A 14,168-nucleotide genomic window follows, 5' to 3' on the forward strand; every position below is an offset into this window, starting at 1 on the left:
GACAAACTTCACTTCGGCGCCGTCAAAAAACTCCTATCCCGAAGTACTCTTTTCTTCCAATACCCGGTTTTAAAATAGCCAAAGGCGGCAATACTTGCAATAATGTTTGATATTGGGAAAGCCCACCAAATACCCACTGGTCCCATTTCAAAAGTATAAGCTAGCAGGTATGCCAATGGAAAGCGCACTACCCAAAGGCTCATAATGGAAATAAACATAGAGGCTTTGGTAAATCCCGCCCCATTAAAGGTGCCGTTCATTACCTGTTGTAGGCCAAGAAACCCAAAGCTAAACGCCATAATCTTAATAAACAAAGCCCCATCTTGAATTACTTCGGGATCGTCGGGGATAAAGAAGGCGGTTAAGGGTTCGGCCACCAAAAACATAATCAGCCCCAAGCCAGTAAATCCAAAGAATGCCACCTTGGCACTTAATATGGCTACCTTTTCAGCTCTTTTAATTTTTAAGGCCCCAATGTTTTGCCCCACTAAAGAAGTGGTGGCAATTCCCAACCCCAAAGCGGGAATCACTATAAAGCTTAACATGCGTGCGCCAATCCCGTAGGCGGCAACAATTTCGCTACCAAAGCTGGTCACGAGCACCATCATGAACGTCATCCCCAAGGCGCGGGTAGATTGTTCAACACTTGCAGGAAAGCCTAGATTAAAGGTTCTTTTGAGGTTTTCCATATTAAAGTGCATGGACGAAAGGGAGATTTTAATTCCTTGCTTTCCCCGAAAGAGAATATACAGGCCGATTGCAGATGCAATAGCTTGGGTAACCACACTCGCTACGGCAGCCCCAGCCACTCCATATCCTGGAATTGGGCCATAGCCATAGATAAACAGCGGATCCAGCACCGCGTTTAGAATAACGGTAAACAGCACAATATATACAGGGAGCATCACATTCCCAATACCTCGCATTAGCGATTGGAAAATAAAGAAAAGAAATAGAAACACGAAGCCCACTGAAGAAACCTTAAAGTACCGGACTGAATCTGTGATAATATCAGGACCGGCGCCAATGATTCTCATTAAGGGCCCAGCGGCAAAATAACTGAAGAAGGCTAAAACGATGGAAGTCAAAAAGATAAGGAAGACGCTTTGTGAAGAACTGAAATTGACCAGCTTTTGGTTATTGGCGCCTTCGTAGCGCGCCACCATCACAGTGCCAGCCAAGGTAAGCCCCGCGCCAAGCGAAAGTACTAGAAAGAGCAAGGGAAAACTAAGGCTAACAGCGGCAACGGCATTGGCGCCGAGCCTTCCCAACCAAAAGGTATCTATAAGTTGATAAGCAGATTGGAGAATATTGGCAAAAATAATCGGGAGTGCTAGACTGATTAGGGAACTGAGTATTTTCCCTTCAGTAAACTTGTTTTTCTTTGTGGCAGTCATTTCGGCAAAATTATAACAAGCTTTTCGATGTGATACCTAAATTCCTCTTAATACTCAAAGTTTTATTGTATATCCGTTTTTTGTCATCCGAGTAAAAAGTCTGCGAATATCTGCGATCCGAGCGTTTGCGAACTGGCGAAGCAAATCATCGGGAAACAAAAATCTGAGAATGCGAAAGATATCCCGCCGATCACGCGGATTAACACAGAATAAATGGAAATATTTCCTATTAGAGACTTCATAAAAAAGTTACTATAATGTCACTATTCATGGCTTTCTGATATTTTGCGAACAATCAAAAAAATAATTATATGACTAAACAATTATTTACAAATGCTACAAGCATTAAAAACAGACTGAAAGTCCGTTACATCTGCCTGCCGGCCAGGCAGGTTCGTGAAACTAAAGCTGTGGTGATTACATATCTGATTTCAATAGTTGGAGATAACTGCGTAAATCTGCACGTTGGCAAACGGGTTAGTGTCATTCGTGGCAGTACTTTAATCTCAGGTTAGATAAAGTTCGTGATCTCGGGTCGTTCCCAAGTGAAGAACTGATGTAAATAGGGATTTAACAATTGAAGTATTTTTTCTTGTAACTAGATGATGAAATTTAAATTCTTTAATTGTCTCCAAATTCACTACTTTAGTTCGCAATTATTTCAGCAAGAGGACTTACAGCTCCTTCCTGCAACCAAACACCATTAAAAACCTTCAATATGAAAAAATCCTACTTAATCTTTCTCCTTAGCCTTCTTTTTACATTTTCAGGATGGGCACAGGGACAACTTCAAGCCTTTAAGGACGATGTAGAACTACAAGCTGATTTTACCCAAAATGACTTAATAGGATGGACTTCCCTAGATCTGGATGGTCTGAATACCGCCGGGCCTTTTCAGAATTTTCCAGGGAAAGGTGGTCCCTTGGGCTTTATTGTTTATAACCCTTCCCAAACCGATCCAGTAAACACATTGGAAGCGTATATTCCGTATTCTGGGGAAAAGTACTTTGCGAGCGTTTCATCTTATGATGGACCGTCAAACGACTGGCTGATTTCTGATGAACTGGCAGACCATCCCGGAGGCGTATTATCATTTTATGTGAAAAGCTCCTTTGACTATTCAGGCCCGGATGCGTTTAAAGTAGCCTACTCAAACACCAGCGCAGAGCCGGATGACTTTATTTTCTTTAATGGCGGAAACACCACTGCTCCGTCAACCAACTGGGCTAAGTTTGAATACGTAATCCCTGCAGGTGCAAAGCATCTCGCTATAAATTGCGTCTCGGAAGCCGTGATGATGCTGGTAGATGATATTCAGTTTGTTCACAACGTAGAACCACTAGCACCAGACACTATTACCGATTTTTCAATGAATACTGTGCTGGGTAGTGATATTGAGGTTACCTTGGATTGGGTAAATCCTACTCTAGATAAGGCTGGCAACCCTCTTAGCAATATGACGGGCATAAAGATATACAGAGGTACCCACCCTATGAACCTTACTGAAATTGACGATCTCCCTTCCGCAGCAGGCCAAAGCATGCAATATGTTGACGTTTTACCTGAAGGAGGTTCCTATATATACAGGTTCGTCCCTTATAACACCTCTGGCAACGGAAATGTTTATACCACGCCACTCACGTTTTTTGGTTATGAAACAATCCCCGGAGCTCCAAAAAATATAACTTTCACCCAAAACGGAAGCTTACAGACCGTGATTTCTTGGGATGAGGTAGATTATGGGGTCTTGGGTGGCACTCTTGAAAACCCTGTGGTAGGTTATACGTTAACCCGCAGTTTGGGAAGTGTAACAGAAACCTTGGCCGAAATGCACCCAAGCATTACCTATACAGAAACAACAATTCCTGACTTCAATTTATATACCTATGAAATAGTGGCGCAAACCAGTCCTACTGATTTTGGTATTCCTGCAGTAGTTTCAGCCTATTCTGGTATGAATGCAGATCAGGAGTCGGTAACCAGTGGTAATAAGGCTTCAGATCAGGCCTTTGAACTTAGCAGGTCTTCAATCATTTCGCAGAGTATCTATAAAGCCGATGAAATTGGCAGCAGTGGTCTTATTACGGCTCTTTCCTATTTCGGAAATCTGGGAACTACCTCCACATCTCGCTACAAAATATATATGAGCACCACGGATCGCGATGTTTTTGGAACCAATCTCGACAATGCAGTTTGGGAATATTTTGGAGATCAAAAACTATTATTTGATGGCGATATTGAATTTCCTGCAGGTCGCAATGCGATTACCATTGACCTGGATCAACCCTTTTATTATGACGATGCCAACAACGAAAACGTGATTATTACCATTGTAAAACCATTGTTGGCGAATCCTCCTTCGGTCGATCCGAGAGAGTTTTACAATACTTCGGTAGATGATATGCGCACCTATTATGCCATTGGTTATTCTGTTGACCTTAGCTTAGCGAGCACCCAACCCCCAGCTTGGTCCACAGAAGAAGTGCCCACCATTCCAAGTATAGTTTCCGAAAAAAGAATGGATTATGGCAGTATGGCGGGAGTGGTTACGCAGCTTATAGATGGCGAACCTTTGGAAGGTGTAATGGTTAAAATTACTCCTGAAGACGCAGCTACCTATCAAACCGAAACCACTACAACAGATGCAACTGGAGCCTATCTTTTTCCAGCTCTGTTACCCGGCAATTATTTGGCCACTTATAGCAAAGACAGCTTTGATACGTATGAAACAAGCATAGTTATTGAATCCAATGAACAGCTAAGCTTGGATGTAGCAATGATGAGTTCCGTTCCTATCTTAATTTCGGGAACCGTAGTTGATGCTGCAGGAAACGCAATTGAAGGCGTAAGCCTAAATTTAACAGGGTTTTCTGACTTCACCACTCAAAGTGATGCAACCGGAAACTTTACCTTGGAAGCTTTTGCTGAAAAAGAATATGACCTTGAAGTTTTCCATCCGTTATATGATGCTGAATCTTTGTCTTTTACAAGTGAGGACGATGATTACACACTTGCTACTTTTACCCTAAGTCTTACCCCGCATAAACCTGGTGATGTTGTGGCTGTTAACAATGATGGTGTAGGAGAAGTAAACTGGAGAATACCTGTTGGGCATTACAATGAAATGGAGATAGGTTGGGGTAGCTTTGACACCGCTGGAGATTCCTACGGTAACGGTGGCGATCCATTTATTGCTGGAATCAGATTTGAAACTTCCGATCTGCAAACGCAAATAGCCCAAGATGCGGAGCTTACGCATGTAAAAGCTTATATAGCCAACAATGCCGAAATTATCATCAAAGTATTTGAAGGGGAGGACGCTGCGGAACTTATTCATTCGCAACCTGCTTCCATCACCGAGGAAGGTTGGTATGTCTTCGAACTTACTACATCTTTACCGATTGATGTTTCCAAAGAACTTTGGATAGGAATAGAATTTCTTGCCGGACAATATGGCGCCTACCCAATAGGTTTGGACGACGGACCAAACGCTCCGGGCAGAAAGGGAAGTATGAAATATGAAAATGGCGTATGGACTGGCTTAAACCTTACCAATAAAAACTGGAATATTTACGGAATCGTCAACAATACGATGGATGCCGATCCAACAGGCTATAAGGTTTACCGGAGTCCTGCGGCAGCAAATGATTGGACAGAGCTAACGCCAACGCCTATAACTGAAACATCTTTCGACGATACCACGCTCGCCAATGCCGCCCAAAACTTCTATAAATATGGAATTACTGCAGAATACGAAGATAACCTAACCTCTGAAAAAGCGATTTCGAATGAAATTCAACATAATATGTTCTTTGACTTTACCTTAGATGTAGCTACCGATTTCGGAAGTGCAGCAGGCGCTTATATTTCCATTTGGAATGACGATAACTTTGCCGAGGCTTTTGTTCCTGCTTCCGCATCTACGGTTACTTTCAATGAATTATTACACGGAGATTATAATATAAGAGTAGAGCTGGAAAACTATGAAATTGTAAGTCTTTCAGAAGTTGAGGTTGAAGAAAATGGTACCCTCACCGTACCATTAAACCTGCTAAAAGTGCAGCCTTCCAATCTAACGGCTACCATTGAATCGGCCTCATCAGCAAGACTTGATTGGACGCTTCACAGTACTTTTACCGATCAAATGGAGCGATACGAAGATTTTGAACGCGAAAGTATAGGGGATTATGTATTGAAAGATTTAGATGGTCTGGAGACCTATACCTACACTAATTTCACCTGGCCCAATGCTGGAGTGCCTATGTCGTTTATGGTCTTTAATCCGTATTCAACTACTCCGGCAGTAGATTTTGATGCTGTTTCCGGACGTAGGTTTCTAACCGGCTTTGCGGGACCCAATGGTGTTAACAACGATTGGTTGATTATTCCGGCCGGATCTGGAGATTTCGCCTTTATGGCCGCTTCGCTGGTGGGGACAGATCCAGAAAAAATGCAAGTATTTTATTCCACTACTGGAAGCGAAGTTTCAGACTTTACAGCGTTCGGTGATATAATAAGTGTGCCAGAAGCTTGGACGGAATATTCCTATGAAGCACCCGAAGATACCAAGTTTGTAGCTATAAATTACGTAAGCTACGATACCTATATTCTGAAAATTGACGATGTAACTTATGAAAAAAAATACGATCACGCCCTTTCTTACAATATATATCTTGATGGGGAATTGGTTTCTGAAGACTTAACGGAAACAACTTTTACCCTGCAAAACCTCACCAACGGAACCCATATTGCTGAGGTTGAAGCGGTCTATGAAACAGGAGTCTCAGAAAAAACAGAAGTTATTATAAACCTTTTAGGCGTAGAAAGTCACCAAACTGCAGATTTCCAGATATATCCAAACCCTTCCAAGGGTAGATTCTCTTTGGTGCTTGAGAATAGAGCTCAAGTAAGCATTATCGATATGCACGGAAGAGTGATGAATTCTACTGAAAAGGAAGCTGGTACATCTGTAATGGATTACAATCTCGCCGCTGGAACCTATATTATTCAGGTGAAAACAGAAGAAGGAACTTCTTTTAAAAAGCTGGTCGTTTACTAATTGGAGCATAAATCAATTAATCTAGATAACCGTCTCATTTGCCTAAAATGAGACGGTTATTTTTTTTCTAATATTGAAGAGATCTCTTGGGCAACCGAAAGATTATCTCGATAGGGGCAAGTATTGTCAGGTATCAATTGCCAGTGGTGTGATGTGAAAAGTGAGTTTCAGAATCACAGCTTTCTTTATTTTTCTTTCTGAAGAGATTTCCAATTCTTTTAAAGATATTATTTCTGACGATAACCACTTCACCCATTAAAAAATCTGCTTCAGTGAGGTCAATATTTAGAAATCCGGTATTCTGATCTATCGGTATTTCTTGGGATTCATAGCCAATAAATGAAACTATTAGCACGGGGTTTATAATCGACATCTATCTGATTTACCAAAGATTAACAACTTCTTAATAGAGAGTCTTTCGGCATTGGAATATATTGTAGGAAAAAGTATCCAACTAAAAAATGAAACTATGAAAACTGTCAAGACTTTAATGTTATTACTATTTGTCACTACTATAGCCGTGGCGCAAGACCTAAACCCCTCAGAACTTCCCGAGACGGTTAAAAATGCCTTTCTAAAAGATTACTCCAAAGCCACCGATGTGGAGTGGGAACGAGATATGGAAAATTACAAAGTGGAATTTGATATGGAGCGAATGGAACAAGAGATATGGTACACGGCTTCCGGAGAAGTGATTAAAAAGGAACAGGATATCACTGAAGCGGATCTTCCACAAGGGATACGGGATGCCATTAAATCAAAATACCCAGATTACCGCGTTGACGATGTAGAAATGACATGGCAAGATGGAAAAACCACTTATGAAGTAGAGCTTGAAAAAGGAAAAGAAGAATGGAAAATCGTTTATGACTCCAACGGAAATGTTCTTCAAGAACGTAGAGATTAGTGAAGGGAGGGTGGGCAAGAGTGAATAGTATCGTTTAAAACAAGCCGTCTTAAGTCTTACCCTTGCCTGCCGGCAGGTCCTATGCCTTTCCAAAAGTAGCTCTAACTCCTGCTTCCATTTCGTGAAAGCGTCAAATAGTTTTATTTCCATACATTCTATAAAACACTTCAGAAATATGTCAAATTTAAAGGTGCTGTTATCAATTTTATATTAAATGATATCATTTGTTTTGTTGGTATATACTCGCATTAACTCATTATATAGGCATTAACGTTGGTTAATGCCAACAGTGCTTTAGTGTTCAGCTTAAAGAATTTCCCTATATTTGTTGGGAAATACCAACGTTAAGCATTAAAATCACACATAAAGATGGGAAATACTAACATAGATTGGGTTCAAATGACAGATATAGCTATCGTAGCGCAAATAGGCAGTTTTATAAAACAAACTCGTTTGGGCATAAATAAATCCCAAGCCCAACTGGCTATAGACGCTGGGTTAAACCGATGGACTATCAGTCAGATAGAGCGTGGTGAGTCGGTATCACTATCAAGCTTGATTCAAATATTGAGGGCATTAGATGCTTTGTTTGTACTAAATAGCTTTGAGGTTAACGAAACCATCAGTCCATTGGCATACGCTAAACTAAAAAGGGAGCAACGGGAGCGAGCGGGTAGAAGCGAGAGCAAATCCACCAATAAAGAAGACGATTTAGGATGGTAGATGCAGCCGAAATAAAATTATGGGGGCAGCTGGTAGGGGCTGTTCGTTGGGATGCACAAACCCAATTGGCAAGTTTTCAATACAGCCCCAACTTCCTTAGAAGGGAATGGGATATTTCACCTATAAAAATGCCTATATCTGAAGGATCTCGTATTTTTTCATTTCCCGAATTACGCCGAGATAAAAACGATAGCGTAGATACCTTTAAAGGCTTACCGGGCTTATTGGCAGACGCTTTGCCAGATCGATATGGAAATCAGTTAATCAACCTGTGGTTGGCAAAAAACGGACGTCCAGCAAATAGTATGAATCCTGTAGAGCAACTTTGTTTTATAGGTACACGATCTATGGGAGCTTTGGAATTTGAACCAGCTCAAATAGCTGCTCAAAATATATTTGATATAGAAATAAGCAGTTTGGTAACGGCAGCACAGCACATGCTGTCTAAAAAAGTACAGCTAAGCACCAATTTAGATGCCGATGAAGAAAAAGCCTTATCTGAAGTATTAAAAGTTGGAACTTCGGCAGGTGGTGCACGCCCAAAAGCGGTGATTGCTTACAACGAAAAAACAGGAGCTGTAAAATCCGGGCAAACAGATGTACCAAAGGGTTTTGAACATTGGCTGTTAAAATTGGATGGCGTGAGCGATGCCCAGTTTGGCGAAACCCACGGATGGGGCCGTGTAGAATACGCCTATTATCTTATGGCAAAAGATGCGGGTATCATTATGATGGACAGCGAGTTATTAGAAGAAAATGGCCGAGCTCATTTTATGACTAAACGTTTCGATAGGGAAGGAAAGCTTAAACATCATATTCAAACTTGGTGCGGATTACAACATTACGACTACAACAACTTATACGGCTATAGTTATGAACAGCTGTTCCAGACCATGCGTGTCTTGAGATTGACCTATCCCGAGGCAGAAGAGATGTTTAAGCGTATGGTGTTTAACGTTTTGGCTACTAATTATGACGATCACACTAAAAACTTTTCATTTAGATTAAAACAAGGAAAATCATGGGAATTGGCGCCAGCTTATGACGTGTGTTATGCTTACGATCCTACAAATATTTGGGTAAGCCAGCATACATTAAGCATTAATGGGAAGCACAAGGGCATCACACTAAACGATTTAATGAGCATTGCAAAAGCTAATAACATTAAAAAAGGGGAAGCTATTATTAAAGAGATAAGTAAAGTGGTTGCGAATTGGCCTACTTATGCCAAAAAAGTAAACCTAGCACAAGGATTAACCACAGCCATAGCGAAAACGCATTTAAAAATGCATTAGCGCAAAGTGATGATAGAAAAATTTATAACACCCATTAGCCATACTCAAAGGTGACTCATAAAAAAAGCAGCTATTGTTGAGATTGTAGTGAGCAGTAGCTCCACCTACGCAGAAAAAGCTTGTGCCTCCGCTAGAATACTACATCGAATTGGCTACGAAGGCCTTAAACCTGCCCGTCCAGTAGGCGGGGCTTCGGCGACACGCGGTCGGTGGACAGGAGTAAGCAGTAGAGCCTCTTAACAATACACATTTTCATCGTTTGAAACAAGCCGTCCTAGGTCTATCATCTAACTACTTTTGTAATAAACTGACGCTTTATAGCTTAGATCTATATGGAGAAAGATATGGCTAAACCATTCTTTACAAATTTTATAGGGCACTCAAAACAGACTGAAAGTCTGTTCCACCTGTCTGCCGGCAGGCAGGTTCGTGAAATCTAAAGCGTCCTGTTTGCGCCATCATTTTAAAGAATGAATGAATATTCGTGTATATTAGTGCTATTCATAGCAGTACTTTGGGCCCAAGATAGATAAAGTTTGTGATCTCGGGCGCGCTCGAGTGAGGGACTTACGGCTTCCTGTCCTACGTCTTACCGCCTGCCTGCCGGCAGGCAGGTCCAATGTCTTTTCGAAAATAGTCCTGTTTCAACAATCGTGGTTCAAACCGTCATGGTTCAAACTTTCTCGGTTCAAGCCGTCCATTTAAATCCCTCTTCTTCCAAAGTACCCCATGTTTTTCTTCACAATTCTATATATTTGAAAAACATATCCCCAAATTACAAACCATGGACAGAAGAAACTTTATTAGAACCAACAGTATAGTAGGCCTTGGCGCCTTAATTTTACCCAGTTCAGTGTTTAGCGGAACACTTTTTAATAAAAAAGTAAGAATTGGCCTAATTGCAATAGGCTATCGCGGGCAGGTTCACCTAAACGAATTGCTACGTCGCAATGACGTTGAGGTTACGGCAATTGCCGATCCCGATCCGCGAATGTTGGAAATGGCTTTAAAGATTTTTGAAAAACACGATAAGCCAAAGCCGAAAGTATTTGACAATGGCGATTACGATTATAAAAACTTATTAAAACGCGAAGATGTAGATGCTGTTATAATTTCCACGCCTTGGGAATGGCATTCCACGCAGACCATAGAAGCTATGCGAGCCGGTAAAATAGTTGGCTTAGAAGTTTGTGGCGCCATGAATATGGAGGAATGTTGGGAATATGTTAAGGTTTCAGAGGAAACTAAAATCCCTGTGTTTATGATGGAAAACGTATGCTATCGTCGCGATATTATGGCGGTATTCAATATGGTGCGACAAGGAAAGTTTGGCGAAATAGTCCACGGACAAGGAGGCTATCAGCACGATTTACGGAATGTATTATTCAATGACGGCATACACGCTTATGGTCATGGGGCAGAGTTTGGCGAAAAAGGCTTTTCCGAGGCCAAATGGCGCACCAATCATTATAAGAATAGAAATGCAGAGCTATACCCAACCCATGGTATAGGGCCAGTAGCGACAATGATGGACGTGAATCGCGGCAATAGAATTACGCATCTTACTTCTATGGCAAGCAAACAAGCTGGCCTCACCAAGTACATTAAGAAAATAGGAGGGGAGGATCATCCTAATGCAAAGGTGAATTTTAAGCAAGGTGATATTGTACAAACCATGCTTCAATGTGAAAACGGTGAGACGGTTTTGCTTACGCATGACACTTCTTTACAACGTCCGTATAACCTAGGTTTTCGAGTACAAGGCACTGATGGCATCTGGCAGGATATCGGTTCCGGTGGTTTTGACCAAGGCTTTTTATATTTTGAGGAGGAAATGGACCATTCACATAAATGGGCAAACTCCAAGGAATATATGGAAAAATACGATCACCCATTATGGAAAAAGCACGAAACAAAAGCCGAAGGTGCCGGCCACGGCGGCATGGATTACTTTCTGATAAATGATTTTATTGAGTGTATAAAAGCCAATAAAGAGTTCCCATTTGATGTGTACGACCTTGCTACTTGGTATGCAATAACGCCACTTAGCGAAAAATCCATTGCTGGAAATGGTGCTTCCCAAGAAATGCCGGACTTCACCAGAGGAAAATATAAAACTAGAAAGCCGGTGTTTGGGTTTGATTATTATGAATAGTAACTTCAGTGTTGGCTCTTTGACCAAGTTTATCCTAAGCCCAGCTGCCAAGCTTAGGATAAATACCGACTTAATATTCGAAAAAAAAATATAGTTGAACGCACTTTTGGGAGTCAGAGAAGGTTCAGATAAATTCGCTTACCTGCAAAACTCCCAATTAGCAAATCCACACCTTGTCTTCATTGGTGAAATCAGCAATTAGTCCTTTATTAGTGAAATCAGAGGAACTAAAATCTACTTGATCTCAGGTGGATTACCAAATCCCCAGTTAACAAATCACAAAAACGTTCTTAAATATTTTGAATTATTTATACATTTACCCACCCCATTCCAACCTATGAAACAGCTTTACTTTTCCTTCCTATTTATTTTATTTTTAAATCCCCTAATCGCTCAAACCGATGCTATAGAGCAGTTACAAGCTCAGATAAACGACGCTGTTTTCAAGAAACCTGATTCTGCAAAAGTGTATTTATTTAAACTTTTGGAACACGCATCCCAATTGCCTGATACAACTATTGCCAAAGCATACAGTAAGTTGGGGATTACTTACAATCAACTTGCAGTTTATGACTCCGCCGCGTTCTATTTAAAAAAGGGAATAGGATTCACCGAAAAACATCCTCTTATTCAGGCTCAATTATATTCAAACCTTGCTATAAACTACCGCACCAATGCCCAGTATGACGAATCTATGGCGGCCTTGGAAACTGCCATGGGTATTTATAAAAAATTGGATAATCTAAATGGAGAGGGTTTGGTATATGGCGAAATGGCTTCCAATTTTAGTTATATGCTCCAAAAGGAGAAAGCCATCAAATATCTGAAAAAGGCGATAGAAATATTTGAAAAGACCAAAGATCCGCGAATTCATATCCTGCAACAAAAACTGGCAAACATTTATTTTAATAACGGGAATTATGAATTTGCAGTTGATTTATACGAACAGGTTCTTCCCAAGTTCGCTGAGAATAAAGGGGCTGCATACTATTTTACGCTCTTGGCCTATGGGGAGAGCTTGGTGAAATTAGATAAGATAGCGGAGGGGGAAAAGCGATTGCTTGAGGCCAAAAACGGGCTAACGCAAATAAATAACATGGAGTATATGCATGTAGCTATGGGGAAATTAGGGAAAATTTATAAAGTTACCCATAGACCCGAACTTGCTGCCAAAGCCTTTAGCGAATCCTTCAACTTTCTGCTACAGATGCAGTCCACCCGTTTTCTGGAAATTGCAATTGAATATCTGGATTTCCTGAATCTTCAAGGCGATTATAATAAAGGACTGGCAATAATAGATAAAGTCCAGGTTGCCACGGATGATTTTCAACGTACTATGAATGCAGGGGATGAGATTAACTTTTTGATTGGAGCGCGTGAGACGTATAGAAACAAACAAAATTATAAAAAGGCCCTCGCTCTGTTTGACCGCATCGATTTTTTACAGGATTCCCTACGTAGTTCCGAAGATAGGATAAAAATAAAGGAACTGGAGGAAACCTACCAAAACCAGATACAGCGCGAAAAGAATATTGTACTGGCCCAGAACAATACGTTGCTTAAAGACAATAACCGTAGGCAAGGATATATTACCGTTCTCATTATTATTCTGGCAGTAGTATTGTTGTTTCTAGGTGCACTTATATACAAATATCAACGGAAAAAAATTAAGCTTCAAAAAAGCGAGTTTGCAAACCTAGAGAAATCGAACTCCGCACTAAAAGTAACGCAGGAGTTGGAGCACGAACTGATGCTGGAAAAAGAGGAACGCCTTGCCGATAAAGAGCGGGAATTGGTTAACATGGCCTTGGAAGTGGCAGATATTCAAAATAAAATCAGGGATTTGCTCGACTCCAGTAATAAGGAAGAAATATCAGAGCCACTGGCAACCAAAATTATCGGTATTGTGGATCAAAAAAATTATTGGAAACATTTCAAGTCAAAATTTGTAGAAGTACAACCCGAGTTCAGTTATAGTCTTTCTGAAATGTTTCCCAAGCTTTCTGAGAACGACGTCGCTTTCTGTTGTCTTTTAAAGCTACAGCTTACCGACCAAGAAATCACCTCACTTTTAGGAATAAGTAAAAAGGCAGTTATTTCTGAAAAAGATAAGATCAAGGTGATAATGGGGCTTGAGGATGACAATGAAGGTTTTGAAAAGCTCATGTGCGATTTATAGAAAAAGCAGTGTCTTCCTAAAAAAGAAACACGTCTTCGCTACAGTTGCAGTTTTCAATTGGAGTAGCAATGAGAGTAGCAGGGAGCAGTGGCAGTTTTCAGTATAATAGTTTGGGCTTGAGAAGTCTTGCAATAATTTTTAATAAAGGCCTTTAGTCCTACGTCTTTATTTCAGTGGTAGTTTTCAGTAGAATAGTTTGGGCTTGAGAAATCTTGCAATTTCCTCGTTCCTCGTTCGTCGTTCGTCGCTCCTTGTTCGTATTTCCGCTTTCTAATTTCAAATTTCGTCCTACGTCTTCATTTCAGTAGCAGTTTTACGGTGCAAGCGTATTCGACCTTTGGCTTTAATCGAAATGTGAGATGTTCAGTGCTCTCGTTGTTGGTTGTTCGTCGCTCGTCGTTCGTCGCTCCTTGTTCGAATTTCCCCTTTCTAATTTCAAATTTCGTCCTAGGC

8 protein-coding genes are annotated in these 14,168 nt (G+C 40.8%); 6 read left to right on the forward strand and 2 right to left on the reverse strand.

Translation table 11 applies throughout. From position 1 onward, the window contains the following. Positions 1-8 precede the first annotated feature (8 nt). Positions 9-1,397, reverse strand: a complete 1,389-nt coding sequence (locus tag G440_RS0118660) for an MATE family efflux transporter (protein ID WP_026452684.1) — start codon at positions 1,395-1,397, stop codon at positions 9-11. Between the two features lie 718 nt (positions 1,398-2,115). Between G440_RS0118660 and G440_RS0118665 the strand changes: the two genes are divergently transcribed. Beyond that, positions 2,116-6,456 carry a carboxypeptidase regulatory-like domain-containing protein gene (locus G440_RS0118665; RefSeq protein ID WP_026452685.1) on the forward strand — a complete coding sequence of 1,447 codons (4,341 nt, stop codon included), beginning with the start codon at positions 2,116-2,118 and terminating at the stop codon, positions 6,454-6,456. A 133-nt stretch (positions 6,457-6,589) separates the two neighbouring features. Here the strand turns inward: G440_RS0118665 and G440_RS0118670 are convergent, their stop codons facing one another. Then, positions 6,590-6,829, reverse strand: coding sequence for a hypothetical protein (locus G440_RS0118670; protein WP_026452686.1), 240 nt, complete (start codon positions 6,827-6,829; stop codon positions 6,590-6,592). Positions 6,830-6,925: 96 nt separating this feature from the next. On the opposite strand from G440_RS0118670, the gene G440_RS0118675 reads away from it, so the two are divergent. The 5 genes from G440_RS0118675 (at position 6,926) to G440_RS0118695 (ending at position 13,715) form a co-directional block, all read left to right on the forward strand. Further along, on the forward strand, positions 6,926-7,363 hold the full coding sequence (locus G440_RS0118675; protein WP_157418075.1) for a PepSY-like domain-containing protein: 438 nt from the start codon (positions 6,926-6,928) through the stop codon (positions 7,361-7,363). Positions 7,364-7,732: 369 nt separating this feature from the next. After that, entirely contained in the window at positions 7,733-8,086 is a 354-nt protein-coding gene (locus tag G440_RS0118680) for a helix-turn-helix domain-containing protein (RefSeq protein WP_026452688.1), read from the forward strand. Then, positions 8,080-9,381 (forward strand): type II toxin-antitoxin system HipA family toxin, encoded by a 1,302-nt coding sequence (locus tag G440_RS0118685; RefSeq protein ID WP_026452689.1) that lies wholly within the window; start codon positions 8,080-8,082, stop codon positions 9,379-9,381. Before G440_RS0118680 ends, G440_RS0118685 begins: the two co-directional genes overlap by 7 nt. A gap of 784 nt (positions 9,382-10,165) precedes the next feature. Next, entirely contained in the window at positions 10,166-11,536 is a 1,371-nt protein-coding gene (locus G440_RS0118690; protein WP_026452690.1) for a Gfo/Idh/MocA family protein, read from the forward strand. Between the two features lie 337 nt (positions 11,537-11,873). Continuing rightward, on the forward strand, positions 11,874-13,715 hold the full coding sequence (locus G440_RS0118695; RefSeq protein WP_026452691.1) for a tetratricopeptide repeat protein: 1,842 nt from the start codon (positions 11,874-11,876) through the stop codon (positions 13,713-13,715). Positions 13,716-14,168 lie beyond the last annotated feature (453 nt).

It is taken from the genome of Aequorivita capsosiphonis DSM 23843, from assembly GCF_000429125.1.
In the GTDB taxonomy this organism is placed as follows: domain Bacteria; phylum Bacteroidota; class Bacteroidia; order Flavobacteriales; family Flavobacteriaceae; genus Aequorivita; species Aequorivita capsosiphonis.